Annotated in this window: 32 protein-coding genes and 1 pseudogene; 13 read left to right on the top strand and 20 right to left on the bottom strand. The window is 49.0% G+C overall.

Annotated features, from left to right (window positions below; genetic code table 11):
* Positions 1–81: 81 nt before the first annotated feature.
* The 3 genes from ABJ225_RS12635 to ABJ225_RS12625 all read right to left on the bottom strand — a co-directional run bounded on the left by ABJ225_RS12635 (position 82) and on the right by ABJ225_RS12625 (position 4,711).
* Positions 82–3,336 carry an ABC transporter permease gene (locus ABJ225_RS12635; protein ID WP_347320528.1) on the bottom strand — a complete coding sequence of 1,085 codons (3,255 nt, stop codon included), beginning with the start codon at positions 3,334–3,336 and terminating at the stop codon, positions 82–84.
* A complete protein-coding gene (locus ABJ225_RS12630) occupies positions 3,333–4,025 on the bottom strand; it encodes an ABC transporter ATP-binding protein (RefSeq protein ID WP_347320526.1) in 693 nt (230 codons plus the stop codon). The genes ABJ225_RS12635 and ABJ225_RS12630 overlap by 4 nt, the downstream gene beginning before the upstream one ends.
* Before the next feature lie 140 nt (positions 4,026–4,165).
* Complete coding sequence (locus tag ABJ225_RS12625; protein ID WP_048005541.1) at positions 4,166–4,711, bottom strand: cupin domain-containing protein; 546 nt, start codon at positions 4,709–4,711, stop codon at positions 4,166–4,168.
* A gap of 118 nt (positions 4,712–4,829) precedes the next feature.
* On the opposite strand from ABJ225_RS12625, the gene ABJ225_RS12620 reads away from it, so the two are divergent.
* Complete coding sequence (locus ABJ225_RS12620; protein ID WP_347320524.1) at positions 4,830–5,429, top strand: LysE family translocator; 600 nt, start codon at positions 4,830–4,832, stop codon at positions 5,427–5,429.
* 6 nt (positions 5,430–5,435) lie between these two features.
* Here ABJ225_RS12620 and ABJ225_RS12615 read toward each other — a convergent pair whose 3' ends face one another.
* Entirely contained in the window at positions 5,436–5,792 is a 357-nt protein-coding gene (locus tag ABJ225_RS12615) for a DUF3221 domain-containing protein (protein ID WP_347320522.1), read from the bottom strand.
* A 214-nt stretch (positions 5,793–6,006) separates the two neighbouring features.
* On the opposite strand from ABJ225_RS12615, the gene ABJ225_RS12610 reads away from it, so the two are divergent.
* From ABJ225_RS12610 to ABJ225_RS12595, 4 genes are all read left to right on the top strand, one after another.
* Positions 6,007–6,483, top strand: a complete 477-nt coding sequence (locus ABJ225_RS12610) for a GNAT family N-acetyltransferase (protein ID WP_063191066.1) — start codon at positions 6,007–6,009, stop codon at positions 6,481–6,483.
* A 284-nt stretch (positions 6,484–6,767) separates the two neighbouring features.
* Entirely contained in the window at positions 6,768–8,057 is a 1,290-nt protein-coding gene (locus ABJ225_RS12605; protein ID WP_347320520.1) for a right-handed parallel beta-helix repeat-containing protein, read from the top strand.
* 21 nt (positions 8,058–8,078) lie between these two features.
* On the top strand, positions 8,079–8,645 hold the full coding sequence (locus tag ABJ225_RS12600; protein ID WP_347320518.1) for a maltose acetyltransferase domain-containing protein: 567 nt from the start codon (positions 8,079–8,081) through the stop codon (positions 8,643–8,645).
* A gap of 122 nt (positions 8,646–8,767) precedes the next feature.
* A complete protein-coding gene (locus ABJ225_RS12595) occupies positions 8,768–9,046 on the top strand; it encodes a hypothetical protein (protein ID WP_347320516.1) in 279 nt (92 codons plus the stop codon).
* Between the two features lie 50 nt (positions 9,047–9,096).
* On the opposite strand, the gene ABJ225_RS12590 is transcribed toward ABJ225_RS12595, so the two are convergent.
* Positions 9,097–9,675 (bottom strand): histidine phosphatase family protein, encoded by a 579-nt coding sequence (locus ABJ225_RS12590; protein ID WP_347320514.1) that lies wholly within the window; start codon positions 9,673–9,675, stop codon positions 9,097–9,099.
* Positions 9,676–9,812: 137 nt separating this feature from the next.
* On the opposite strand from ABJ225_RS12590, the gene ABJ225_RS12585 reads away from it, so the two are divergent.
* Complete coding sequence (locus ABJ225_RS12585; protein WP_347320512.1) at positions 9,813–9,974, top strand: hypothetical protein; 162 nt, start codon at positions 9,813–9,815, stop codon at positions 9,972–9,974.
* Between the two features lie 18 nt (positions 9,975–9,992).
* Entirely contained in the window at positions 9,993–10,787 is a 795-nt protein-coding gene (locus ABJ225_RS12580; protein ID WP_347320510.1) for a GNAT family N-acetyltransferase, read from the top strand.
* A 70-nt stretch (positions 10,788–10,857) separates the two neighbouring features.
* Here ABJ225_RS12580 and ABJ225_RS12575 read toward each other — a convergent pair whose 3' ends face one another.
* The 7 genes and pseudogenes from ABJ225_RS12575 to ABJ225_RS12545 form a co-directional block, all read right to left on the bottom strand.
* Positions 10,858–11,427, bottom strand: coding sequence for a GNAT family N-acetyltransferase (locus tag ABJ225_RS12575; protein ID WP_347320508.1), 570 nt, complete (start codon positions 11,425–11,427; stop codon positions 10,858–10,860).
* Between the two features lie 112 nt (positions 11,428–11,539).
* A pseudogene (locus ABJ225_RS12570) lies at positions 11,540–12,211 on the bottom strand (5'-methylthioadenosine/S-adenosylhomocysteine nucleosidase family protein).
* A gap of 123 nt (positions 12,212–12,334) precedes the next feature.
* Complete coding sequence (locus ABJ225_RS12565) at positions 12,335–12,700, bottom strand: fluoride efflux transporter FluC (protein WP_347320506.1); 366 nt, start codon at positions 12,698–12,700, stop codon at positions 12,335–12,337.
* Positions 12,697–13,071: a fluoride efflux transporter FluC gene (locus ABJ225_RS12560; protein WP_048012354.1), complete on the bottom strand. Its 375-nt coding sequence runs from the start codon at positions 13,069–13,071 to the stop codon at positions 12,697–12,699. The genes ABJ225_RS12565 and ABJ225_RS12560 overlap by 4 nt, the downstream gene beginning before the upstream one ends.
* Positions 13,072–13,546: 475 nt before the next feature.
* Complete coding sequence (locus ABJ225_RS12555) at positions 13,547–13,771, bottom strand: hypothetical protein (RefSeq protein WP_063191005.1); 225 nt, start codon at positions 13,769–13,771, stop codon at positions 13,547–13,549.
* The gene (locus ABJ225_RS12550; RefSeq protein WP_347320502.1) at positions 13,762–14,550 is read right to left on the bottom strand and encodes an aminoglycoside phosphotransferase family protein; all 789 of its coding nucleotides are present in this window, start codon (positions 14,548–14,550) and stop codon (positions 13,762–13,764) included. Before ABJ225_RS12550 ends, ABJ225_RS12555 begins: the two co-directional genes overlap by 10 nt.
* 15 nt (positions 14,551–14,565) lie before the next feature.
* Positions 14,566–15,054, bottom strand: a complete 489-nt coding sequence (locus ABJ225_RS12545) for a hypothetical protein (protein WP_347320500.1) — start codon at positions 15,052–15,054, stop codon at positions 14,566–14,568.
* Positions 15,055–15,479: 425 nt separating this feature from the next.
* On the opposite strand from ABJ225_RS12545, the gene ABJ225_RS12540 reads away from it, so the two are divergent.
* On the top strand, positions 15,480–15,686 hold the full coding sequence (locus ABJ225_RS12540) for a hypothetical protein (protein WP_197082207.1): 207 nt from the start codon (positions 15,480–15,482) through the stop codon (positions 15,684–15,686).
* 20 nt (positions 15,687–15,706) lie between these two features.
* Here the strand turns inward: ABJ225_RS12540 and ABJ225_RS12535 are convergent, their stop codons facing one another.
* Positions 15,707–16,747 carry an NAD(P)-dependent alcohol dehydrogenase gene (locus ABJ225_RS12535; protein ID WP_347320498.1) on the bottom strand — a complete coding sequence of 347 codons (1,041 nt, stop codon included), beginning with the start codon at positions 16,745–16,747 and terminating at the stop codon, positions 15,707–15,709.
* Positions 16,748–16,939: 192 nt separating this feature from the next.
* On the opposite strand from ABJ225_RS12535, the gene ABJ225_RS12530 reads away from it, so the two are divergent.
* Entirely contained in the window at positions 16,940–17,347 is a 408-nt protein-coding gene (locus ABJ225_RS12530) for a MerR family transcriptional regulator (protein ID WP_347320496.1), read from the top strand.
* Between the two features lie 32 nt (positions 17,348–17,379).
* On the opposite strand, the gene ABJ225_RS12525 is transcribed toward ABJ225_RS12530, so the two are convergent.
* A complete protein-coding gene (locus tag ABJ225_RS12525) occupies positions 17,380–17,517 on the bottom strand; it encodes a CbrC family protein (RefSeq protein WP_159129250.1) in 138 nt (45 codons plus the stop codon).
* Between the two features lie 127 nt (positions 17,518–17,644).
* Between ABJ225_RS12525 and ABJ225_RS12520 the strand changes: the two genes are divergently transcribed.
* Genes ABJ225_RS12520 through ABJ225_RS12510 form a run of 3 tightly spaced genes read left to right on the top strand, consistent with a single transcriptional unit; the run spans position 17,645 to position 18,924 of the window.
* Positions 17,645–18,064 (top strand): MarR family winged helix-turn-helix transcriptional regulator, encoded by a 420-nt coding sequence (locus ABJ225_RS12520; protein ID WP_347320494.1) that lies wholly within the window; start codon positions 17,645–17,647, stop codon positions 18,062–18,064.
* Positions 18,049–18,402, top strand: coding sequence for a DUF3147 family protein (locus ABJ225_RS12515; protein WP_347320492.1), 354 nt, complete (start codon positions 18,049–18,051; stop codon positions 18,400–18,402). Before ABJ225_RS12520 ends, ABJ225_RS12515 begins: the two co-directional genes overlap by 16 nt.
* A 12-nt stretch (positions 18,403–18,414) precedes the next feature.
* The gene (locus ABJ225_RS12510) at positions 18,415–18,924 is read left to right on the top strand and encodes a YfiT family bacillithiol transferase (RefSeq protein ID WP_218245317.1); all 510 of its coding nucleotides are present in this window, start codon (positions 18,415–18,417) and stop codon (positions 18,922–18,924) included.
* Positions 18,925–18,967: 43 nt separating this feature from the next.
* On the opposite strand, the gene ABJ225_RS12505 is transcribed toward ABJ225_RS12510, so the two are convergent.
* The 5 genes from ABJ225_RS12505 to ABJ225_RS12485 all read right to left on the bottom strand — a co-directional run bounded on the left by ABJ225_RS12505 (position 18,968) and on the right by ABJ225_RS12485 (position 22,538).
* Positions 18,968–19,711, bottom strand: a complete 744-nt coding sequence (locus ABJ225_RS12505) for a phosphotransferase family protein (protein ID WP_218245316.1) — start codon at positions 19,709–19,711, stop codon at positions 18,968–18,970.
* A gap of 41 nt (positions 19,712–19,752) precedes the next feature.
* A complete protein-coding gene (locus ABJ225_RS12500) occupies positions 19,753–20,718 on the bottom strand; it encodes a DUF2268 domain-containing putative Zn-dependent protease (protein ID WP_218245315.1) in 966 nt (321 codons plus the stop codon).
* Positions 20,715–21,239 (bottom strand): P-loop nucleotide/nucleoside kinase family protein, encoded by a 525-nt coding sequence (locus tag ABJ225_RS12495; RefSeq protein WP_082140677.1) that lies wholly within the window; start codon positions 21,237–21,239, stop codon positions 20,715–20,717. Before ABJ225_RS12495 ends, ABJ225_RS12500 begins: the two co-directional genes overlap by 4 nt.
* A 51-nt stretch (positions 21,240–21,290) precedes the next feature.
* Positions 21,291–21,731, bottom strand: a complete 441-nt coding sequence (locus tag ABJ225_RS12490) for a YhfM domain-containing protein (RefSeq protein WP_218245314.1) — start codon at positions 21,729–21,731, stop codon at positions 21,291–21,293.
* Between the two features lie 96 nt (positions 21,732–21,827).
* Positions 21,828–22,538 carry a lysozyme inhibitor LprI family protein gene (locus ABJ225_RS12485; protein WP_347320489.1) on the bottom strand — a complete coding sequence of 237 codons (711 nt, stop codon included), beginning with the start codon at positions 22,536–22,538 and terminating at the stop codon, positions 21,828–21,830.
* Positions 22,539–22,679: 141 nt separating this feature from the next.
* On the opposite strand from ABJ225_RS12485, the gene ABJ225_RS12480 reads away from it, so the two are divergent.
* Positions 22,680–23,153 carry a GNAT family N-acetyltransferase gene (locus ABJ225_RS12480; protein ID WP_347320487.1) on the top strand — a complete coding sequence of 158 codons (474 nt, stop codon included), beginning with the start codon at positions 22,680–22,682 and terminating at the stop codon, positions 23,151–23,153.
* Between the two features lie 3 nt (positions 23,154–23,156).
* Here the strand turns inward: ABJ225_RS12480 and ABJ225_RS12475 are convergent, their stop codons facing one another.
* Complete coding sequence (locus ABJ225_RS12475) at positions 23,157–23,531, bottom strand: YobA family protein (RefSeq protein WP_347320485.1); 375 nt, start codon at positions 23,529–23,531, stop codon at positions 23,157–23,159.
* Positions 23,532–23,542: the final 11 nt, after the last annotated feature.

Here is a 23,542-nt window from a genome sequence, read left to right as displayed (position 1 = left end):
TGAATTCTCTTATCAACAGCTCTACCACATTCTTAATTCTCACACATACTCCCCCTTTTTTATGTTCCACCTTTACTCCCATCACTCTGTTACTTCCTCACTCATCCCCTTCAAATCAATCAATAAGTAAGGTCTCGGCTTCCCGCTTGTGGCCCTCCTCATGTAGAGTGGAGTAGCGTCCTTTGGTACTTCAAAGCTTAGTTGAAGAATGACATGGCCACCTTTTAGAAGTTTGATATTGTTCCATTTCTCCTTCTCAAGGACGTTTGTTTGAACAGGCGTGTAGACATTGTTCTGATCATCCATAAGATCAAGTCCTTTCAGGGTGAACTCTGTGTCATCAATTGAATATTCATCATCCTTACGTGCATCCAGATAAAACTCCCCCTGCAATGTAATGATCCGGTTATTGGGGTTCTCGGGATTAATGGACTCCTCTGCTTCAGCCTCTTTGAATAAAATCCTTAAGGACTGATCCTCCATCACTTCATCACCGAGCTCTGCGATCTTCCAAGCTTTATTCTCGATTGACTGCGAATCACGGGCTTCCTCACTGTCTTTGTCCTCAGGTTTTTCTTTTTTCTCCTCTTGCTTGAACACGCTTTGCGCCTCTCCATCCGTCCCCTTCACCGTAGAAGGATCCACCTTTTCCGATGCTGACTCTTTGACCTGAGGTACGGCATTTGCGAGCACGGCGATCATGCCGGCAAACAGGATGATGCCTCCTGTCACAAGGACGACTTTGAACCCTTTTTCCGTTTTCTCTGAAGTATCGGCACTTCCCCCCAGCGCCTGGTATGGCATGACCTTGACCGCCGCTGCTGCCGGGAATAAGGCCCCGAGCATACCCGTTGCGATCGGGATGAGGATGCAGGCCAGAATGAACGGTAGATGCTCCGTCGGGAATTCTCCGTAAATTCTCCAGATGGCCGTAATGGCGATCACCAAGCCCAGGATGCCGGCTGCAAGGCCGTTGAGGAGTCCTTCATACAGGACAACCCTGCGGACCTTCCCGTTCTGCCACCCGACGGATTTCAGTAGGGCAATCTCGGGCTTCCTCTCAGACACGTTCTGCCAGATGATCTCCGTCGTCGTCAGAATGGCAATGAGAAGGGCGACTCCCATGGCGATATAATGCATGGCTCCGACTTCCATGGCGACGTATTCCCCGAGCCATGTGGCAAACATGACCCCCTTCAGCCTGAAAGTGATGAACAGGAAGAGGATGAAGAGACCCGTCGGAAGGGCGATGGAGACAATGGAAAGGATGCTCCGTTTCCACGTTCCTATAAAATGATTCACACTCATGGTGAAAATGGATGAGGAAGGCAGTAACCGCCTACCAATCGCGGTGATTTCACCACTCCTCATCGCTTCGTACGGTTTGATTTTCCGCACAAGGATGGCCGATATGACCGTACCGAGGAGGTAGATCAGAAGACCGAAACAACCGATGAGGATAAAGCGCACGATCGATGTGGAAACACTCGAGCTCACATAGAAGTACCCAAGGATGACCCAGCTCACAAGCGAGACGAAGCTTCCGAGGAGTATGGCTTCCATGAACAGGAGCTTTGACAGCTGATTCGGTCTCCAGCCTATGGAAAGGAGAACGGCGAATTCCTTCTTCCTCGTGAACATCATGATCAGGTTAGACGAGAAGACATAGACGATGGCGACTAGGATCACACTGGCAATGATGGCGCTCAGTCCCACCTTCGCTTCCTTGAAGATCGTCATGGAGGATCCGATCTTGATCCACGGCTGTTCCACCCATCCGATTCCTTCCTTCCCTTTCAAACCGGGGACATGGGTCAGAGCCGGTTGAGGGGAGGAACCGAGGGTGATGTCAGTGATCAGACCCGTTTCCTTCTCGATTTGATCGGCCACGGCTTGAAGGCGTTTCTCGCTCTCATCATTCATGGTTTCGACGCCTTTCACTTTGACCCGGATCGAGGAAACGGGCTTTTCCCCCAGCACCTTCTCCGCGGCATCCATGGTCGTCAGCATCATCGGCGGCTTTGTGAGGAATCCGTAAGGGTTGTTCGTCGGCATCATCTCAACTGGCGGATTGACGGGATTCTGATCCTCATCCATCACTAAGTTTGATTTTGCCGGGAAATACGTTTCCATCGGAAGCTCTGTTAATGGATCTTTCGAAATTTCAAGCTTGGTAGGGTCATAGACACCTTTAATATCGAGCCTTAGGCGTTTCCCATCTTGCAATCTTTCTCCAAAGAGATTGACTTGACGGTACGCTTCCCGCTCCAACAATTGCACGTCGTCGGGGATCAGATAAGGCTTTACCTCATAAGCAAACGGCCATCTTTCCGGGAACGGGCTGGACACCGGACGATACTCAACCGGTGACGCTTTGAATAGGACAATCGGGTCCAGGGCTAATCGCGAACCATTGGCCGAAGGATCCACAATATTTTTGATGTATTTTTCATGTGCTTCCTTGGAGGTGAACGAGTAGGATTCGATTTCTTCTCCTTCTTGCTTATCCAGATACTGTTCTCCACCTTTTTCCTTAATGCTTTCCATCGTCTTATCTCGTTCTTCTACAGGAAATGGAATGTCCAGTTTGGTAATGTTATAAAACTGCTTACTTTCGACAAAGTCCACATTGCTCAATAGGACCGGGATATTGGTTTCAACCATCTCTTCGAATTGGGACTGGGTCGCTTTATCGTTTTCCTCAAAGTATCGGCTGTTGTACCCTTCGACCACAGCTCCCTCAAGACCCACAAGGGCATTCTCAGCCTCAGGGTCGACCCCGGCCAGCATGACCTCCGAAATGACTGAAAGGGGAACATCACCTTCATAATTAAATGTCCCATGTTCCCCCATTCCTTCATCTGCCCAGCCGACCGAATAGTAACTATTGAATCCATTTTTTTGAGTCTCGTTGCCGTTCGTCAGCTCCTCCATATACTCAACGCGATAGATCCCGGGATCCTGAAAGGTCACTCTTTCTAAAGTCGTTTCATTATCCACAAACCCGATCATGGCAATCGGTGCCGCCACCTCGACATCGCCGATCCCTTTCACTGTCTCCAGCTGTTCCATGGTGATCCCGCCTGATAAGCCGCTCTGATAGTTCGGTTCGAGAAGATTCAACTCTTCTGTCACGCTGCGGGAATCGGCGGGTCGGACGACGATATGGTAGGAGGACTTCCAGCGCTGCTGCAGTTCATCCACGACCGTTCCCGAATTGGACTGGGTCACCCCGACCAGATAGCTGAGCCCCGTGCTGACGATGAGTGCCCCGACCAACAGCAGGATGAATCGCCCCTTATTCCGCCACCAGCTATTCCAGATGAACCTCATCATAGAGCCATGCCTTCCCTGTCCGAAATCACCCGGGCATCCTTCATCTCAATGATGCGATCCGCTTTCGCCGCAAGGGCGGGATCATGTGTGACGAAGATGACGCCGCAGCCCGTTTCCCGGTTAAGGTCTGAGAGGGTTTCGAAAATCACCTCTCCCGTTTCCGAATCGAGATTCCCCGTCGGCTCATCGGCAAGGAGCCACTTCGGTTCATGAATCAGTGCCCTGGCAATGGCAACCCGCTGCTGCTGACCACCCGAGAGCTGGGAAGGGAGGGAATTCATCTTATCTTTCAGCCCTACTTTTTCAAGGACCGCCATCGCCTTTTCTTTTTTATTGTAAGAGACCTTCCGGGCAAACAATGGGGCCATGACATTTTCGAGTGCAGTAAGGGTCGGGAGGAGATGGAACTGCTGAAAGATGAAACCGATCGTTTCAAAACGGAAATCGGCCAGCTCATTTTTCTTCATCTTCCGGACATCTTTCTCCCCGATCATGACGGTTCCTGAAGTCGGTGCATCCAGCGTCCCGATCAAACTGAGAAGGGTAGATTTCCCGGAACCCGAGGTACCGACAATTGATACGAACTCTCCATCATGAAACGTCAAATTCACCCCGTCCAATGCCTTGGTCCCGATTCCATCCCCCTTGAATTCCTTCGTCACCGATTCACACACAATCCCATTTCCCACAAATAATCCCCCTTATGTATTTATCTGTAAATTTAGTATATTCTAACTATAGCAAATTAGGAGAGATATGTGGGAGTTTTTTGGAAAATACAAAAAAACCCTATTAGATTCCTAAGAGAGCAGGGAAGGTACCCAACCAATTAAAATGCAGGAGGCGTGACAGAGAAAAGGATGCTTACCTCCTCTTGAGACGTATTTCGGTACATATGCTCAGCAAAAGGAGGAATCTTAACGCTGTCCCCTGCCTGAAGGATATGCGTGGTTCCTTCCAGCGTCAGCTCGATCGGTCCCTGCATGACAAACGCCACTTCTTCCCCCCTATGGGAAAGCGGTGAGTCGGAAGATGCTGCCCCTGCGGATAGCCTCATGATGGCCGTGACCAATGTGCTGGTGAAGTCCGGCGACACCAGTTCGTAGTGGATCCCGTCGATCATCATCTGCTTTCGTTCTTCCTTCCTGACAATCAGCTCGCTTGCATCGTGTTGCTCCATGAGGAAGGTGAAAACCGGTGTATCGAGGGCTTTGGCGATGGACTTCAGCGACTGGATGGACGGCGTCGCCTTCCCCTTTTCAATCTGATTCAGCATGGATGTCGTGAGCCCTGCATCCTGAGCGAGCTGGGTTTGCGTCCTGCCCGCTTCTTTTCTGAGCTTAGTGATCTTCTTCGCTAATTCGTCTTGTTCCATGGTGACACCTCTTTAAATTAAATTTAATTATTTTAAATTATAATTGTCTATTTATGCATTACGTGTTAAATTAAATTTAACATTTTTTAACTAAAGTAGCCACCAAGGAGGGAGAACCATGATCACATTCCTATTGATGACCCTGTTCGTCGTCATCAGCCCAGGCGTCGACACGGCCCTGATCACGAAGAGGACCATCGCGGGAAGCAAAAAAGACGGCATCTGGATGGCCGTCGGGATTTCACTCGGTTCCCTCGGTCATACGATCGCCGTCACGTGCGGGTTATCGGCCCTTCTCTTCCAATCAGCCTGGGCGTTCCAGACGTTGAAATGGGTGGGCGCCCTCTATTTGATCTACTTGGGGATCCAGTCCCTTTGGGTAAGGAAACACACGGGGGAAGGAGCACAGGTGGAAGCTAAGCGCTCTCCCCTTACTCAAGGGCTCCTCTCCAATCTACTGAACCCGAAAGTCCTGATCTTCTTTCTCACGTTCCTGCCCCAATTCGTGACAGACACCAACCGGGCGATGGCATCGTTTCTCCTTATGGGGCTCACCTATACACTGCTCTCCTTGATCTGGTTCATTCTTTACGCCATCTGCCTTCATTACATCCGTGAATGGCTCCTTTCCCCAATCGTCCAAAGGTGGATGGAGGGTGCGACCGGTGTGGTGCTGATCCTGTTCGGCATCAAGCTGTTATTCACCCAGGGAGGATGAGCCCACTCATAGCACTTCAAGCTTCAGCACCTGGATCTTTGAGGGAAACGATTCTTGTACCTCGGTGTACCAGATCTTCACCCGGTCCCCCGTTTGAAGCCGTTTAAAAAAGGAGAGATTTTGAATATCCAGTTTAGCGACAGAGCCGTATCGTCCAATCACCTCATTAATTGATACGCTCTCCACTTCTTCTTTTGACACGTCGTCATCGCCCACGAGGTAGATTTGCCCATTTCCCATGACCAGCATCCCTTGCATTGTCATGGCCCCTTGTTTGATCTTTGCCTTCTGACTCAACTCCCCTGCATAAAAAAGCAGAATGAAAAAAAGGAGAGCTGTGAGAAGTATATAAACCCTGTTCAACTGTTCTCCTCCTTTCCGCAACCATTATGAGATCTTTCTATAAGATCATGCTTTTCTTTTTTACAGAGCTAGGTGGTACATGATAGGAGGATTTCAGAGCCGAGATGATCAACTTGATCTCATGCGGTTGACCTCTCGTCCTGTTCTCTGCCTTGCCGACTTCCGTAAACTTCCCTATAATGAATATACTAAAAATTCACAATCGGAGGTCCTCATGAAGATTCGTTTACTGGAAGAGAAAGACAACAAGGCGATGGCAGCGATCATCCGCGACATCCTCGAAGCCAATCATCTCGACATCCCTGGAACAGCTTACTTCGATCCTTATCTTGACGACCTATCAAGCTACTATAGTGAACAGCCCGATGCCTGTTACTGGGTCGCGGTGAACGAGCAGGATCAGATCCTGGGAGGGGTCGGCATCGCCCCGTTCGATAGGGAACAACGGATCTGTGAGCTCCAGAAGCTTTATGTGTCACCGGAAGCCAGGGGACTCGGGGTCGCCAAATCGCTCATGAACACTGCCCTTGAATTCGCCTCGGACCACTATGATCACTGCTATCTCGAAACGATGGAACAACTGAAGGCAGCCAACTCACTGTACGATCGATTGGGCTTCACCAAGCGGACAGAACCCTTGGATGGATCCGAGCATGGAACCATGGATACGTGGTACATCAAACAGCTCTGACTTATTTGTAGAAAATGACCGATCGAACAATCTCATAAAAGTACTCTCTCCACGATTTCTTTGGCAATCCGATCCTCTCCTTTATCGTTAATAGGAATAGTATAAAGGTGTGCCTGGGACGATCCCATTAAGATTGGAACGCATTTCCTTATAAGACGTTAAGCAACGAATAAAATATCAATAAAAACATTCAGATCACGACCATCCCAACAGCGATTGGCCCTCTCCCATCGAACCTGACCGTCTGTCACGGTACCAGAAACCACTACCATCAAGGAGTTTTTATGAAACAGATCCTCAGTATCGCCATCATCCTATGTTGCTTCCTACCTCTTCACACGGAAGCAGCCGGACCATCCACTTTGTTCGTCTCTCCTGATGGAGATGACAGCGATCCCGGCACAAAGGAACAGCCCTTCAAGACGTTGAAAAAAGCAAGCAAAGCGGCCGTTCCGGGTACCACAGTCTACCTGAGGGAGGGCACGTATCCGGAACGGCTGGACATCAAGCACTCCGGGACAAAGCAGGAACCGATCCGCTTCACCCACTATGAAGATGAGGTCCCGGTGATCAACGGGGAGACTGCATCTGTAGATGGCGGCCTCATCACCATCCGCGATAAAAGCTATATCACGATCCAGGGACTCGATGTGGGTGGCCTCTCCACCGATCAAGAAGGTCCCACCCCGTCAGGTATTTTAGTAGAAGGAAACGGGACAGGCATCCGGATCCTTGATAATCGGATCCACGACATCACCACCACCCATCCGAACGGCAACGCCCATGGCATCGCCTTCTATGGCACAAAGGCACCTGAACCGCTCCAGGATATCGAGATTTCCGGCAATATCCTCGAAGACCTGACCCTCGGATTCAGTGAAGCGATGACGTTGAACGGCAATGTGAAGGATTTCCTAATCAAAGGGAATACGATTCGGAATGTTGATAACATCGGCATCGATGTCATCGGCTTTGAAGGGATCGCCCCGATTGAGCAATACGATCAGGCGCGCGAAGGCATCATCCGTGACAATCATGTGTATAACGTCAGCAGCCATTCCAACCCTGCCTACCATGAAGAATACTCCGCCGGAGGCATCTATGTGGACGGAGGGAAGGATGTGGTCATTGAGCACAACATCTCCCACCATAACGACCTTGGAATCGAGATTGCCAGTGAGCATCCCGGCAAACAAACGACGCGGGTCCAGATTGCGTGGAACAAAGTTTACGGGAACCGCTACACGGGTATTTCAATCGGGGGTTACGATTTGAAACGGGGTGGCACCACGCACACCCTCATTTCCCATAATCTCCTCTACGGGAATGACACCATGGACATGGACGGGGGACAGCTGCTCATGCAATATCATGCCACTCAGAATCTGGTGGAAAACAACATCATGATCCCCACCGATACCGGCTTGTTCCTGGCAAGCCTCCACCCATCCAACCGGGACAATCAGCTGATCGGGAATGTGTACGGAAACCACAGCAGTGAGTCCGATCGCTGGATCTGGAATGGACAAGATATCACACATCCGCCCTTCATTCCCGGTGTGATCCACAACTAAAATTGAAAGGGGCCATTGCCCATGAAGACCGAAAAAGAAAAGATGCTTGCAGGAGAGAACTACAATCCCGCCGATCCCGAACTCGTGGCAGGAAGAACCCATGCCCGTGAAAAGATCCATGACTTCAATCATTCACCGGTCGCAGACCTCGACAAGCGCACATCCATCATCCGCGAACTATTCGGTGAGACCGGAGACCAGTTCTTCATCGAACCGAGCTTCCGCTGTGACTATGGCTCCAATATTTACGTCGGAGAGAACTTCTACGCGAACTTTGACTGCGTCCTCCTTGATGTATGCGATATCCGCATCGGTGACAACTGCTTCATCGCCCCTGGCGTACACATCTACACCGCCACCCACCCGATCGACCCCCATGAGCGGAACAGCGGCATCGAGTCGGGCAAACCCGTCACCATCGGTCACAACGTCTGGATCGGCGGACGTGCCGTCATCAACCCCGGCGTCACGATCGGCAACAATGTTGTCATCGGCTCAGGTGCCGTGGTCACAAAGGATATCCCTGATAACGTCGTAGTCGGTGGGAATCCTGCCAAGGTCATCAAGTGGGTCAACAACAAAGGGTGACCTCACCCATGGACCTTGACCAAGAGGACATAGAACGCTCAAAAACGTGGGCAAAATGGGGATGTTTCCTGTGGGCTATCTTGTTGGTGCTGGGTCCACTCCTCTCCATTGGAGGGTATTTGTTGTACACTACCGAACTAAAAGAACGGCCTTTGTTCGTAAGCGAATCCCCCAGCCGGACGAACCAAATAGAAGTGGCCGAGAAAGGGGACCCCTTTTTCTTCGGACCTTCCTCTGTCCGGATTCGCTTTGGTCATCAGCATATAGACCGGACGATCTACAATGATGGAAAAAAACTGAATGGATCGAACGCTTCTGTCCAGTGGAAGGATGATTATACCGCTGTTGTCACCCTGTATGGTGAAGAACAAGAGCCCGAGACGATTGAACTGACCCTGTAATGAATCGTGAAAAAGACCAAAAGACACCCCAATGCCTTTTGGTCTTTTTGTTAGATCAAGTGCTTAGCGCAATTGTATAGGGAACAGTCCCACTGATCTTCATGATGATGCAATACCGTGATGGACGTATTCTCCATATTCGTCTGTTGGAAAGTATCGGGCATCAATCGCTTGAGCGTCAAACCGATCAACGCCCCGTGGCTCACCACCAACAACCTTTTGCCTTCATATTTCTGGACCACATCTTCCAAAAACTTTACGCCCCTGCCCGCTACGTCCTCATGCTTCTCCATCCCAAGAGCCCTGCTGCGCCATTCCTTCCCCCATTTTGCGAGGCGCTCTTCTTCGGTCATGCCTTCCGCTTCCCCGCAGTTCACTTCCCTGATCGTGTCATCCGTATGATGAAGGGACAGCCCGATCTTACGCCCTATGATGTCGGCTGTTTCAGTTGCCCGGCTTAGATCACTCGCAATGATCAGATCCCACGGCTCCTCGCCGGCTAACCTCTCACCCAATCTATCCGCCTGTTCCCTGCCTATTTCATTCAGCGGGATGTCGCTGATTCCCTGAGCCTTCCCCAAAATATTCCACTCTGTGATGCCATGTCTGATCAGTCCGATTGTTGTCATGATGGTCTCCTTCCACGCAAGAAATTCGTTCTATCTATCCTACTTCTACTCCAAACGTGGATTCACCTTCATTTCTCCCCACCTCACCAGCCAATTCATGGTAAAATAGGAAGCGCTATATCTTAAAGGAGCGACCCATGCAAACAACACTGATCATACTACTCATCAATCTCGTCACCCTGATGTTCGTGACATCTAAACAAAAGAAAGGCCGGACCACAATGACTGCGAAAAAAACCATCCTCGGACTCGGCATGACGGTTCTTGTTATCAATGTCATGCTGACGTGGATGATGTAATAGAAGGAGGGAACAACCATGAACCCAACCGATGATCTATACAATCTGGACCTCTCCTACCTCGGGGCATTCTCCACCCGCCTCGATACTCCGTGGGGAGCCCTCTTTTATAACGAAAATCAGCCTCGCTACTACGATGCCAATCATGCCCACGTCATCCGGGAGTACTATGATCCACAAGCAATGGTCGCGGAAGTGGTGTCTTTTTATAAGAAAAAGAACCTCGTACCGCGACTATACATCCATGAGCTCCATCTTCAACAACCGTTGCTGGTCGAATTAGAAAAGAACCAATTCCAGTATGAAGAATTCGTCAGCCCCGTCCAGCTATGGACCAATCAGGTGGCGAGTGTGGCCGACAAGCCAGGGGTGACCATTGAAGAAGTGACCGAGGAAAATGTCCAAGAAGCCATCGATGTTGAAAATACCATCAAGGAATTCGGCAGCAAGGACACCATCACAAAGGTCTTCGAAGAGCAATTTGCCCACCCCTCGTTCAGCTACTATCTCCTCAGGCTCAATGGTGAAGCGTGCTCCACGGCCTGTCTGTTTCAAGATGGTCCGGATGCGCGCCTTGAAAGTGTGGCGACCCTTGAAGCTCACCGGGGAAAGGGATTGATCGGTCACCTCATCCGCTTCATCCAGGAAGAATCAACGCGCAGGGGCATGGCCAATCTATGGGTCCTGCCGATCAATGAAGCCGTGGAGAAGGTGTATTCGCGCTACGGGTTCACGACCGTCGAACGGATGCGGATCGGGCATGCCTTTCTTTCCGGTAAGAGCATCAATGACATACGGGAAGGTCATTCATGAGCTGAATAGCCGAAACGTCATCAACAAAACGGGACAGTGGCATACATACCACTGTCCCGTTTTGATAAGATCACTTTTCCTTCTTCCTATACTCTTCCTGCAGAAGCCCATAAAGAGCACAATCTTTATACTGATTTTTAGCATTGCGGATCATATGTTTAATCGTACCTTCTTGCTCCATTCCATTCTTGAGCATAATCTTCCCTGAAGCAGGGTTATCCACATTATGTGCGGCTGAGATCTTATGAACGTTCATCCTTCTAAAACCAAAATCAATGACCGCTTTAAGGGCTTCAGTCCCGTACCCCTTGTTCCACCATTTGTAACCGATAGAATAGCCGACCTCACAATTATCCGTCAGACCATCAAAATGAAAAAGATCGATCGCTCCTATCAATTCACCGCTCGTTTTCAGTTCCATCCCCCAATAACAGAACTCCTGTGACTCATAGTTCTTCACGATTTCTTTTATCCTCTCAATGGTCTCCGATACAGACTTATGGGCACCTTTTATGAGATTGTCCATTACCCGATCATCGCTAAGCCAATGATCGAATACACACTGTGCGTCCGAGAGCTCGAGCTTCCTTAAAATCATCCGTTCCGTTTCCAGTACCGGCGTACCGAGATATTGTATCATCCGTCCCCCACCTCAACCCTATCAAGCTACTATTCATTTCTTCACATTCAAGCGTTTCTCCTTCTTTGATTAGCATATGGGTGAACGGCCGTGCCCATCTCGATCCGGTCTTTCAAATAAATCTCATCAGATACTCTCTGAATATCTTCTCCATTACCTTGGGGGTGTTCTCGATATAAGTTGTCATCTACTCACTGTTGGATTCGAATGTATCCTCGCTGCTCTCCTTCATTGCAAAATCAGATATGCCTTTTATGATGATACACTCCACTTGATTTTTCTTACAGATGTACGCAATCGCCCCTGCTTCTGTATCAGCGATCGTGATGTTATGTTCCTTAAGCTCAACATAATCCTTCCACATCACCACGGCCTTATCTGCCGTGCCGATCGTTCCCGTATTAAAATCATTCCCGTAAGGTGATAGATCGATATGGACGATGAAAGATTGTTTGATAAAAGGCTCTATCTCTTTAACGGTGCAGTCATATTGCACGGCTTGATCCGGTACAACAATATCCAAAGGACGGAACCGATCATCAATACCGGCACATGTCCCGGCGACGATCACTTTCGTTAACCCAAAGGCAGATATCATATACTGATTCGCACCGACCCCGTTTACTTTCCTGACGCCGGTGCTATAGAAAACAAGCTCTCGCCCATTGATTGTCCTCATGAAATACTCACCGTATGGATAGGCAAAACGTTCGCCATCTTTGACGCTAAAGTAACTCTGCGTCGCGTCGAACTCCCACTTGGTCGCGATACTTATACCGATCATGATTGAACCACTCCCCTTTTCCAGTGACCTTATTTTACCATAAACTGTTATACCCTTACGCAAATCTCAACATAAAAACAGCACCCTGAGTTTCGTTCCTCAAAGTGCTGTTTCATTGAGTTGCTATAACAGGCGACCCACCATCAACCCGATGTAGGCGCTCAGGATTCCACCGACATAGCAGCAGCTATTATAGTAGATGAATGCCCGCTTCTCCTTCTTGAGATGAAGCTGAACCCCTTCAAGTTTGAAGGTGGAAAAAGTGGTGAACGCCCCCATCATCCCTGTGCCGAAGAACAGTATCAGGGTATGACCCGCCGTGCTCCCCGTCAGGAATCCGAGGATAAACGAACCAAATATATTGACCGTCAAAGTGGAAACGGGCACGGTGGATGAGCTTTTTTTATTGATGGCCTGCGTGGTCGCAAACCGGGCAATGGCTCCGATAAAGCCGCCTGCACCGACCAGCAGAAGGGATAAGAAGCTCATTGCGCACCTTCTTTCTCTGTGAGGCGGAAGCCGATCCTGCTCATGAACAGACCGCCGAAGATACTGAGGGCAATATAGAGGAAGGCGAGCCCCGTCCGTCCGCCTTCAAAAAGGGCGACGGTTTCCACACTCAACGTCGAGAACGTGGTGAAGGATCCGATCATCCCCGTCCCGATGGCCGTCTTCACCATGGGGGACAAGGACCATCTCTCCACGAGCACCGTCGTGAAGATCGCCAGCAGAAAACTCCCGATCAGATTGGTGACCAACGTGGCAACCGGAAAGACGCTGCCGCTATACACATATATGCCCACGAGATACCGGAGCACCGCACCGACAGCGCCGGCCACTCCGACCCATACATAGATCATGATGAAAAACCCCTTTATTATACGGATGAATGATATCCAGATTATCTTACACCACTTGGTGAGGGGAAAGAAAGTCGCGATCTACGTAGTTTGAACGTAATTTGACCAAGTGAGCGAATGTGGGCATGCTTCATGCGCTAAAACAAGAGGAAATGAACAAAAAGAGACGTGTTTGTACCACCTGCCACGTCCACTTGATTACCTTTCTTTCAACTTTGAATCATTTCCTTTCAAGTTTGTCGCTTTTACTTTCAACTACGCCGATTTCATTTTCAACTTCTCTCAAAGACGAATTCTCATCATCAACTCTTTTCTTTTTTCATCAACTACCCCACTTTACTTTCAACTTCCCCCCTGTATCACCAACTACCCTCAACAAAACAGCAAAAAGCACCCGCCACATCTATATGGCTGGTGCTCCTTTCACTAGCACGACGTACTCATTTCTTTTTCTGAATTACAATTTCTCCCAACATTAAATGCCTTTATAAGGACGATCTTGTCGCCTTTTCCCTTTTCTGAACCAAAGGGTTGGGAGGACATATCCACTTAGCACCATCAGTCCGACGGAACAGATCCGCAACAGGATACCGAGAAATGATCCCGATTCTTGCAGGTCCCTGGCCTGACTGACATAGTAATAGAGGACGCTGGCTGCTGCGAGATAGACGAGGGAATAGAAGAACCTCCTCACCGCCATAAATGCCCTTCGCGCTTGATGAACTCCAGCTCCCGTTCGTAGTGATCATAATGCCCTTCCTCGATCATCCGCTGGAACGCCACATCCCCTTCTGCCGCCTTCCTCTTCATCGTCGATTGGAGGGCTTGAACTCGGAGCTTCACCACCTCGAGGATTCCTTCCTTCAGGTGCTCCATACCATAGGCTTTGAAAAAGAGATCGATCCGTTTCTTCCTTATATGAGCATCCCGGCTCGCTTCGTAGTAAACGGCTTCTCCCTTCTCATCGAGATCCCCCACCCCAAAAGGCACACATGTATAGAGGGCATATGCCACATCCCATACCCTCGGACCTGGCGCCGACACATCAAAATCGATGATTCCCGCGACCTGCTTGTTGTGGAAAATAATATTGTAGATTGCGAAGTCATTATGACAGATCAATTCATAAGGTCCCGGCGTATCATCAAGTGGCTCCCATTCTTCCTCGAACGGGAAATCACTTACCGCATCGTGGTAGCCACGAAGCATTTTCGCAATGTCGATCAACACTTCATCCGACCACATATACGATTTGAGGGGATAATTCCCGGCTTCCCCATTCAGATAAGAAAGCACCTCTCTCCCCTTCTCATCAATTCCCATGAACCTCGGAGCATGAGGAAATCCTTTCTCTTCCAAGTGCTTCAACAGCTTATGTATCCTTTCGCTCTCAGGCTTGATTTCACGGCGGACTGTATCTTCCACGCGGTAGACCTGCGAGACATTCCCACCTGTCAGCTTTTCTTCATGTTGACTCATCCAAGCCCCCCTTTGCTAAATCATAAAAATGATGATCAAAAGCACCACGACTCCGATGCCAAATGAATAGCCCGGAACCTTTTGTTTATCACGTGTTTGCCGATTAACGATCGACACGATCCAAAAATAAAATAGCCAAATGAAATACACAAGCAGCCCATACATGATCCAGCGCTGTTCGTCCACCCATTCAAACAGGCTTCCGCTCATGCCAAGCATAAGATAGACGGTGATGGAAACGATACCGATGATGAGCAGCAGGATCGGTGCACTCTTCCAGAATCGTCCATGGAACAGATCCGGTTTCTTCTGAAGCTGCAACATCAGAAGAAGGTACGCACACCCTGTGACACCGAAAATAAACATGGCCCCTAGAAGCATGAGGATGAACGCCATCCTATCATTACCCGGTGTGACGTTGATCGGGATATCCCCAACATCGACAAAGGCCAGAAGGATGATGAGGGTGAGGATCGTCAGTACTTGATACATGGTCCATTTCATTGATTTGATAGAATCACTCCTTGGTGTTGATTTGCTGGTGGAATAGCGGGAACGGTTGGGTGGTGATGCAGGAATCGTTCGCCGCTGCGTGGATTCCATTTCTTTTTTATACGAATTCAATCGAAAAAAGATTCATCCAGCGGGAGAGTCAACACCCTCTATTGTATATTACTTCCATTCTATCAAATACGTATGGGAGTTGGTAGAAACATAGGGAATTTGGTCGTAACGGGATGGAGTTGGAAGGTACGCATAGAAGTTGGTAATACGACACTTATGTTCGTAATAGGATTTACGATAAATCACGGAGTTGGTAATAAAAATTCGATTCCCGGTAGAAAAAATCAAAAAGTCGGTAGAATTTTTTCCATTGTCGGTAATAATGCCGGCTGTAAATGTGACGAAGACGTCCAATTTCATGATGAATGGGGTTATCCACAGGATATGAAGGGAAATCCCATCCCCTTTACACTCCTTCCTGTGCAGCGACCACCATTTCCCTTCGCCAGCACGTCGCCATTAATAAAGCGAATGCTATTCCCGAGATTCCGAGACTGATTGAAACGACGACCATCTTGATTCCCATTATTTCGCTCAAGACTCCATTCTTTAAAAAAGACCCCGAAGGCTGAACCTCCGGGGTCTATCACAATTAAATCGTGCTCGTATCAATAACGAACCGGTATTTCACATCAGAAGCCAATACGCGCTTGTACGCTTCATCGATCTGATCCGCCGAGATGAGTTCGATCTTCGGTGCGATGTTGTGTTCTGCACAGAAATTGAGCATCTCTTGTGTTTCTTGTATGCCGCCGATCATGGAACCGGCGAAAGAACGACGGTGGCCGATGAGGGACATGACGTTCAGTGACATCGGTTCTCCCGGTGCGCCCACATTGACGAGCGTCCCGTCAAGCGTCAGGAGGGAGAAGTATGCATCGATGTCGATGTTGGCGCTGACCGTGTTGATGATCAGGTCGAAGCGGCCTTTCAGCTTCTCGAATGTTTCCGGATCCTTGGTCGCATAGTACTCCTCGGCACCGAAGGCGAGTCCGTCTTCCTGCTTATTCAGCGTCTGGGAAAGGACGGTTACTTCTGCTCCCATGGCGTTGGCAATCTTGACGGCCATATGACCGAGTCCACCCATCCCGACGATGGCGACTTTCTTGTCGGGGCCGGCATTCCAGTGGTGAAGCGGTGAATACGTGGTGATTCCTGCGCATAGAAGCGGTGCCGCCGCATCAAGCTCGATACCATCCGGGATGTGCAAGGCGAAATCTTCCGTCACGACGATATGTGTAGAATATCCGCCTTGTGTCGGCTCGCCGTATTTATCGACGCCCGCATAGGTCGGCACATTGCCTTTCAGGCAGTACTGCTCCTCACCGGCCTTACAGTTGACGCATTCACCGCAAGAGTCAACCATGCAGCCGACACCTGCGCGGTCGCCCACCTTGAACTTCGACACACCAGAGCCGACTTCCGTGATGATCCCGGCAATCTCATGCCCCGGAACGAGTGGATAACTCACTTCTCCCCACTCACCGTGGGCTGTATGGATATCAGAGTGACAGATCCCTGCGAATTTGATTTCGATCAGTACATCCTTTTCATCCAGTTCACGTCGTTTGATTTCTGCTGAGCGGAAAGCCTTGTCCGGCCCGTCCACTGCGCGTGCTTTTGCCATAACCATAGTAGTTCCTCCTCGAATTCTGATTGTCCCAAGTCAGGGTGTCGTGCTCCTACTGCTATCCCCGTTTTCCCCTTGAGCAAAACCATCGTACTGCCTCTAGTTCACTCTAGGTCAAGCACGAAGCTCCCTTTTGACAACCAGTGACCACCGTGGTATCTTTCCAATCAGATAAAGACGAAAAGGGGAACCCTCATGAAAACCTACTCCATCAGCGAGGTAGCCAAGGAACTGAATCTCACCGTCTACACGCTCCGCTATTATGACAAAGAAGGACTCATGGCCTTCGTAGAACGCAGTCCGAGCGGCGTCCGCCTCTTCAAAGACTCCGATATCAGCACGCTCCGCATAATCGAATGCCTGAAATCGACCGGCATGCCGATCAAGGATATCAAAACCTTCATCGACTGGTGCACCGAAGGCGATTCCACCCTCCAGGAACGTCACGACCTCTTCATGGAACGGAAGGCCACCGTGGAAAAGCAGATGGCGGACTTGATGAAGACTCTGGAAGTAATCGACCACAAATGCAGCTACTATAAGGAAGCGCTGGCTGCGGGGACGGAAGAGATCCATCGTGACAGGAAAATTGAGATACAATAAAAAAACGCCCTGGATTGGGCGTTTTTTCACGTTCAGTTCGAATCCACCGTAAGCCGGTGCTGATGGCAGTGCACGCATTTGAACAAGTACCCCTGAAGCGCGCCATCATTGGTTAGCCATTCCTTCAGCTTCTCCTTCGGCATGTTATAAGTGGCCATGATTTCACTCAAGTCGCCGGCAAGTTCTTCCTCCAGATCATGACGGAAGCTGATCAGGGATTTCCTGATCAGCTATTTAACGTTTATTTATATCGTATTATACGATATAATTGAGGAAACCGAACCAAGGAGCGAATCCATGAAAAATGTGACCCAACTCAACCAACACTGGACCGACCTTTATTTCCACCTTCATATCCAGCATCAAGAAAAGATCTCCCACCAAGTCATCCGCATCATGCAGCTTGTGGATAAACGGGACAAAGTCAGTGTGAAGGATGTCGCCAATCTCCTCTCCGTTACCCAACATACAGCTTCCGAGCATGTGAAGCGGATCATCGAGAAGGGATACCTCCTTAAAAAAAGGCATCCCGATGATGAGCGCAAGGTGATCTTGGAACTCACCGATAACGGTCGGGCTGTGCTGTTCCGCAATACCAGTCTTGATGAAGACAAACTGCAGGCTGCCCTGGATCTCATGACTCCTGAGGAAAGAGCAACCGTATCGGAAGCATTCCGGCTGCTGAGCGAGAAGGCAAAATCATGTACGTCTTCCTGAAAATCCTTGTATCCGCGCTCGTCATCGGTGCCGTGACCGAGATTGCAAGGCGCTTCCCTACCTATGGGGGCATCATTGCGGCCCTTCCCCTGGTCAGCCTCCTCAGCATCATCTGGCTCCATGTACAGGGCGAGGCATCGGAGCGCATCAGCACATTCGCCCTCGGGGTCCTGTGGGGATTCCCCGCGACGGCCTTCCTGCTCATCATCGTATACCTGTCGCTCCAGCACTCCATTCATCTTTTCACAGCAATTGGGCTTGGACTCGCAGGATGGGCGCTGTTTCTCGTTTTACAAGATGTTGTCATCAAACAGGCAAAAATCTTTTTCTTGTCATAGGAGGAATAAAGAATGAATGAGCGTTATCCCATCGGGGAGTTCGAAACACCCGACCATCTATCAGCCGACCAGATTCACCAATGGATCGAAGAGATCCGCACGTTTCCTGCAAGACTCCTGGAAACCCTGAAATCTTTAAGCGAGCTTGACCTGGATAAGGCTTACCGCGAAGGCGGCTGGACCATCCGACAGGTCGTCCACCATGTTGCCGACAGTCATATGAACGCCTACATACGCTTCAAACTCGCCCTGACTGAAGAAAAACCGACCATCCGTCCCTATTCAGAGGATAAATGGGCCGAGCTCCCTGATTCCCGCTCTCCCATCGCATCATCCTTGACGATCATCTCCTCCCTGCACGAACGATGGGTCATTCTTTTAGAAAGCTTGACGGAAGAACTGCTCGCGCGGACCTTCGTCCACCCTGACTCTGGGAGCGTGGCCCTTGCCGTGAACATCGGAATCTATGCCTGGCATGGGAATCATCACCTGGCTCATATCCAGCATGCGCTCCAAAACTAAAATAAGCCTTGGCTTTCCTCTTAAGGAAGGGCCAAGGCTTTTTCTAAAACAACTCATACATTCCATGATAAAAGTACGTGAACTCCTCATCCGACACCCGGTATCGCTTATATCCCTCATAAAAGGCATCCCTCTCTTCCCCCGTGAACTTCCCGATCGCTAGGGACTCATCATAACGTGGATCTCCCACCGTCATACCGGACACATCGATTAAGCAGTTCACCTCACCGTCCACCACGAGCACATTATCGGGATTGCAGTCCCCGTGGATCATCGTGGGGTTGACCGAAGCCGGCCTCTCCTCCTTTAATTGTTCCAAAAGCGCTTTATCCCCATCCGTCTCACCTGCCCTGACATACGGCTCCGCCTCTTGCCATACCCGCTCCAGCCAATCACCTTTCTCACCCCCTACTAGTGGCGCTCTTTCATGGAAGCGATGAAGGAAATCTCCGAAACTCCTGATTAGCACAAGGCGTTCCTCGCCATCGTTGGCTCTCTTTAACGCCGATGTTAGGGAGATCCCCTCTATGTATTCCATTAGAAGATAGCTGTCTCGTTCACTCTCCCAAAACCCTATGAATCCAGGCACCGCGACATATCCCTGAACGCGTTGTAGCACCTGCGCCTCTTTCTTTAACCAGTTTCGGTAGCGTGGTAGAGACGCCTTCTTCAAAATGAACGTCCCTTCCCCGGTTTCAATCCGGCTCACTTCAGACGTGCAGCCCTGTTCTTCAAGGAGTAGATGTCGCAAGATGGGACCTACCAGACTTTCAATCTTCTCGATCATGCCAGACGCTCCTTTATCAAAATGTGATGACAGCGCGTGTCCTATTCAAACTTCTCCGCATACTTCCCTCTCTCCAAGATTTCCGCTGTAGTCATAGATGTCCATTCCGGTATGGGGACCTCGGGATTCTTCTCAAGAAATGCATCCATGATTTGAAGGCCGACACGGTAGTTGGACCACATCGGGATCTTCTTTTCGCGACTTCCAAAAAAAGTTTCATCATAGAGGTCTTGATTATAGGTATCGGGATTCTCTGAAATCATAACCCACACCATTTTTTCCTTATTTGGATGCAACGTGTCCACCGATGGAATTTCCACATCAGGATAGATCTGCTTAGCAAATGCATCTGCTTTCCCTTCAATGACGACACTATCCAAATTCGAGAATTGCTCTGGATCATGTGTCTCGAAATTGACGGTATGATGATACTCATGGGCGATTGTATATTCAAGATTTTCCACGTTGAAAGCAGGATCGATCAGGATGAGGATGGCATACTCACCGTACACCACACCATATACACCGTTCATAAGATTTGTATTAGATTTGAATTCAGGACTGGATGGAACCACGTAAATGGTTTTATTACCACCGGGAAGAACTTCGATAGACTTCTCCATGGCTTTCTTCATGCTCGAGTGGATGGTGTCCTGTTTTCCCTTTAATACCTGCAGGTCTTCCTCCATTGTATCTAGGTCTCGCGGAGCCTGTAAAAATTCATAACCAATCATTTTCATTATAGTCGGATCATCCGCCTCACCGTGCTCAACCATCGCTTTCTTGACCTTCTGTATGTAAAGCGTCTCTTTATCCTGATCAGGATTGTCACGTACACTTTCGATATAATCTGCCATCTCATTGTAGTAATAGTGAACCTTTATTTCTTGTTCTTTGTATGTAATCGTTTCTTCGCTCTTGAACGCCTCTTCTTCTTTGTCATCTGAACAGCCCGTGAGTGCTAGGAGCAGGGTACATATAGCAATCGTCCAATAGATCTTCTTCATTCCGCTCCCCCTTCTCCATTCTCAAGGTATCGAATGACCCTTGTAATATAAGACGTGATGTTAGAAGAAGTATCTATCTGTAGGCACGGGAGGCCATCGGGCTTTTTACTGTTCAACACCGTTTTCCGGAATGCTTCTTCGGATTTCACCTCTTTGATTTGGCTCGGCATCCGCTCCCTTTCCCTCAAACGCTCATTGATCAGGGTAAAATCATGCACCACACACTCAATATATTTATATGGAATTCCGTATTTTTCAGCAAGGAGCGTCCCCTTCTCTACAATCTCATCATAGAGACAAGGGCTATCAAAGATCACACTATGTCCTTGCACGAGCAACGACTCACTGATGGACCAGTCCAAGTGATATGATACTCGCCCTGCTGTATCATGGGTAAGTTCATTTTCCACCTTTTCCATCAGAGCTGATTTCGTGACGTCATGATCCACGATGACCGCACCTGTTCTTTTTCCTATCTCACGGGCAAGGGTTGACTTCCCCGACCCTGGAAATCCTGACATTTGAATAAACATACTCACGTTCACCTCGTATCCTTTTTATATAAACACCCCCTATTCATGCTCATTGCCTACCAACTGCCTCAGCCTATCCGTCCATTTCTCATCAAGTGAATAAACAGCGTTTGAATCCTTCGACTTCTTTACCCGACTCTCCTCCCCTTCATCACCCAACCAAAGAAGAAGCTTTTGCTGTTCACCGTTCGCAGCATCCACCTCCATGATAAAATCCGGATCTTCAAGATTAGCCAGCCCCTCAACCTTCACAGCACTAGCGAACACTTCCTGGACCGCTTGGATCATGAGCGCATCGTCCTCATTAATCCTTGAATCGACTCCCGGCTTAGAAAGATGGAGCCCTTCCCACTCTTTGAAATCAATCAGCCCGTTCTCCATGTTCGACGCCGGAGGATCGTACAGAACAGGGGCGGCCGTTTCCTTCTGACAACTGGCGAGTATAATACTCATCGAGACTGCAAACAGGATCTTTTTCATAGCGGCACCTCCACTTTCTTATACGTACACAAGAGGATTAAGTTTCCATTTATTGATAAAATTAAAACCGGACCCAATAGATCCGGTTTACTCACTTCATTTCATATAGGTCCTGACCAGGTCGTAACAGCGGGCTTCCGTCAAATTCGCCAATGTTGCCGTGTACTCCACCTGTTCATGGGTGCCTCCTTTGAACTGTTCAGAAGCTTCCTTCGCACTTGCGTCACGGGACTTGATCCAAAGGCGCTGCTCCTCCTTGAGCTGATCGAACTGATCAGCAGGAAGATTCGCTTTGAGTACACTGTAAACCTCATTCAAATGCGCATCCCAGGCTTCAAAGCGCCTGTCTTCAAAGTATTTCAACTCGTATGTAGATTCATTACCGGTTTGATTGGAGTCTTCTTCTTCGAATTTGGCTTTGGTTTCATCCAGTTCATTCACGTATTGTGATTGTATGCCCTTACGATTGGATTTACTGCCTTCTTCTGTTTGGCTTTCCTTCTGATCCGATTCTTCCGTGGCATCATCCTCTGAAGAAGAAGTCGTTTCCTGGCTGGAATCATTTTCCGATTCGGCAGAGTCTGCTTCCTGATTTTCGCTCTCCTGTTTACTCTCCGCTTTTGAATCAGATGTTGTGTCGCCTTTCTCAGCTTTTGAATCAGATGTTGTGTCGCCTTTCTCAGCTTTTGCTTCCCCGGTCTCATCTTGTTTCTGCACGGTGGCACTGGATTCACTGTTCTTACAAGCAGTCATGGAAGCAAGGATTCCAATGACCAGGATGATGATGATGCGTTTGTTCCACTTCATTTTCCAAACGACCTTTCTCTAAAAGTGTAGTAGCTCCGTTGATATCATTTCTCCCATATTCTTATATTACCATAATGTAACCATATGGGTATTTTATGGTTATACGTGATACTCTATTTATAAACCCCCGGGAGGTGACATATGGATCTGCAAAAAATCGATGTGGATAAACACAGGGAAATCATCGTTTCTTTCCGGAGGGATTCCTTCAGGGTCAGCTTCGGTACGAATCGAGACTTTGACGAGAAAGAATACGTACGATGGGTCGAGAAACAATCGGACTTGTTCCCGGATGGTTTCATTCTCCTCATGGAAGAGGGAGTGCCAATCGGTCAGCTTGAATTGACGGTGAAAGACTATGAAGATAGCAAAATCGGGTATGTGAACCTCTACTACCTGATTCCTGAGCGACGTGGATCAGGGATGGGAAATAAGCTTCACCAGTACGCCCTTCAGTTCTTCCGGAATCAAGGTGTATCCGAGTATCACCTTCGCGTTTCACCAAGCAACCGGCAGGCGCTGGGCTTTTACCACAGGAACGGGATGACGGTGCTGAAAAGAGAATTGGATGGAAAAGTCTTAAGGATGATGGGACGCGTGGAGGATGGATTGTAGTCTTCATTCCTCCCCTACTGTTTCAATCTTCTGGCAGACAGCATATGGCGGAGAAGACTCCAGGATCTTACCACACCACACCTTCACCTTGGTTCCGGACTTTATTCCTTTGAAATCTGAATCGTCATTCAACCTTAAAAAGTATCCGTCGTTTTTGCTCATAAACTCATTCAATGAGAGGGTCTTGTCTTCCTCCTTAAATTCTTCGCCCTCGATCAGAATGTTATGTTCCTCTTTCTGAATATAGATCCCTTCCATAGAAGGAGGCCCCTCACCATCGTGAACATATTTAGGCTCCCTTTCATGAATCATCTCCTCACACCCCGTAGCCAAAAAGAAAAGCCCCACCGGCAGAAGGAACTTCACGAAGCGTTTCATCGCACTCATCT

It is taken from the genome of Rossellomorea sp. RS05 (genome assembly GCF_039822645.1).
GTDB classification, from domain to species: Bacteria; Bacillota; Bacilli; order Bacillales; family Bacillaceae_B; genus Rossellomorea; species Rossellomorea marisflavi_B.
Note: the sequence above shows the minus strand (reverse complement) of the source record. Positions and strands in the feature narration are given on the sequence as shown.

What these genes read in the sequence shown, in the direction of transcription:
- ABJ225_RS12475 (WP_347320485.1), bottom strand. Translation starts at nt 23,531, where the DNA reads ATGAAACGCTTCGTGAAGTTCCTTCTGCCGGTGGGGCTTTTCTTTTTG.
- ABJ225_RS12565 (WP_347320506.1), bottom strand. Translation starts at nt 12,700, where the DNA reads ATGAGCTTCTTATCCCTTCTGCTGGTCGGTGCAGGCGGCTTTATCGGA.
- ABJ225_RS12625 (WP_048005541.1), bottom strand. Translation starts at nt 4,711, where the DNA reads ATGGAACAAGACGAATTAGCGAAGAAGATCACTAAGCTCAGAAAAGAA.
- ABJ225_RS12520 (WP_347320494.1), top strand. Translation starts at nt 17,645, where the DNA reads ATGAAAAATGTGACCCAACTCAACCAACACTGGACCGACCTTTATTTC.
- ABJ225_RS12585 (WP_347320512.1), top strand. Translation starts at nt 9,813, where the DNA reads ATGCAAACAACACTGATCATACTACTCATCAATCTCGTCACCCTGATG.
- ABJ225_RS12490 (WP_218245314.1), bottom strand. Translation starts at nt 21,731, where the DNA reads ATGAAAAAGATCCTGTTTGCAGTCTCGATGAGTATTATACTCGCCAGT.
- ABJ225_RS12535 (WP_347320498.1), bottom strand. Translation starts at nt 16,747, where the DNA reads ATGGTTATGGCAAAAGCACGCGCAGTGGACGGGCCGGACAAGGCTTTC.
- ABJ225_RS12485 (WP_347320489.1), bottom strand. Translation starts at nt 22,538, where the DNA reads ATGAAGTGGAACAAACGCATCATCATCATCCTGGTCATTGGAATCCTT.
- ABJ225_RS12480 (WP_347320487.1), top strand. Translation starts at nt 22,680, where the DNA reads ATGGATCTGCAAAAAATCGATGTGGATAAACACAGGGAAATCATCGTT.
- ABJ225_RS12545 (WP_347320500.1), bottom strand. Translation starts at nt 15,054, where the DNA reads ATGAAATGGACCATGTATCAAGTACTGACGATCCTCACCCTCATCATC.
- ABJ225_RS12510 (WP_218245317.1), top strand. Translation starts at nt 18,415, where the DNA reads ATGAATGAGCGTTATCCCATCGGGGAGTTCGAAACACCCGACCATCTA.
- ABJ225_RS12620 (WP_347320524.1), top strand. Translation starts at nt 4,830, where the DNA reads ATGATCACATTCCTATTGATGACCCTGTTCGTCGTCATCAGCCCAGGC.
- ABJ225_RS12560 (WP_048012354.1), bottom strand. Translation starts at nt 13,071, where the DNA reads ATGATCTATGTATGGGTCGGAGTGGCCGGCGCTGTCGGTGCGGTGCTC.
- ABJ225_RS12495 (WP_082140677.1), bottom strand. Translation starts at nt 21,239, where the DNA reads ATGTCAGGATTTCCAGGGTCGGGGAAGTCAACCCTTGCCCGTGAGATA.
- ABJ225_RS12540 (WP_197082207.1), top strand. Translation starts at nt 15,480, where the DNA reads ATGGGGTTATCCACAGGATATGAAGGGAAATCCCATCCCCTTTACACT.
- ABJ225_RS12555 (WP_063191005.1), bottom strand. Translation starts at nt 13,771, where the DNA reads ATGGCGGTGAGGAGGTTCTTCTATTCCCTCGTCTATCTCGCAGCAGCC.
- ABJ225_RS12610 (WP_063191066.1), top strand. Translation starts at nt 6,007, where the DNA reads ATGAAGATTCGTTTACTGGAAGAGAAAGACAACAAGGCGATGGCAGCG.
- ABJ225_RS12530 (WP_347320496.1), top strand. Translation starts at nt 16,940, where the DNA reads ATGAAAACCTACTCCATCAGCGAGGTAGCCAAGGAACTGAATCTCACC.
- ABJ225_RS12635 (WP_347320528.1), bottom strand. Translation starts at nt 3,336, where the DNA reads ATGATGAGGTTCATCTGGAATAGCTGGTGGCGGAATAAGGGGCGATTC.
- ABJ225_RS12600 (WP_347320518.1), top strand. Translation starts at nt 8,079, where the DNA reads ATGAAGACCGAAAAAGAAAAGATGCTTGCAGGAGAGAACTACAATCCC.
- ABJ225_RS12605 (WP_347320520.1), top strand. Translation starts at nt 6,768, where the DNA reads ATGAAACAGATCCTCAGTATCGCCATCATCCTATGTTGCTTCCTACCT.
- ABJ225_RS12575 (WP_347320508.1), bottom strand. Translation starts at nt 11,427, where the DNA reads ATGATACAATATCTCGGTACGCCGGTACTGGAAACGGAACGGATGATT.
- ABJ225_RS12515 (WP_347320492.1), top strand. Translation starts at nt 18,049, where the DNA reads ATGTACGTCTTCCTGAAAATCCTTGTATCCGCGCTCGTCATCGGTGCC.
- ABJ225_RS12500 (WP_218245315.1), bottom strand. Translation starts at nt 20,718, where the DNA reads ATGAAGAAGATCTATTGGACGATTGCTATATGTACCCTGCTCCTAGCA.
- ABJ225_RS12505 (WP_218245316.1), bottom strand. Translation starts at nt 19,711, where the DNA reads ATGATCGAGAAGATTGAAAGTCTGGTAGGTCCCATCTTGCGACATCTA.
- ABJ225_RS12580 (WP_347320510.1), top strand. Translation starts at nt 9,993, where the DNA reads ATGAACCCAACCGATGATCTATACAATCTGGACCTCTCCTACCTCGGG.
- ABJ225_RS12550 (WP_347320502.1), bottom strand. Translation starts at nt 14,550, where the DNA reads ATGAGTCAACATGAAGAAAAGCTGACAGGTGGGAATGTCTCGCAGGTC.
- ABJ225_RS12590 (WP_347320514.1), bottom strand. Translation starts at nt 9,675, where the DNA reads ATGACAACAATCGGACTGATCAGACATGGCATCACAGAGTGGAATATT.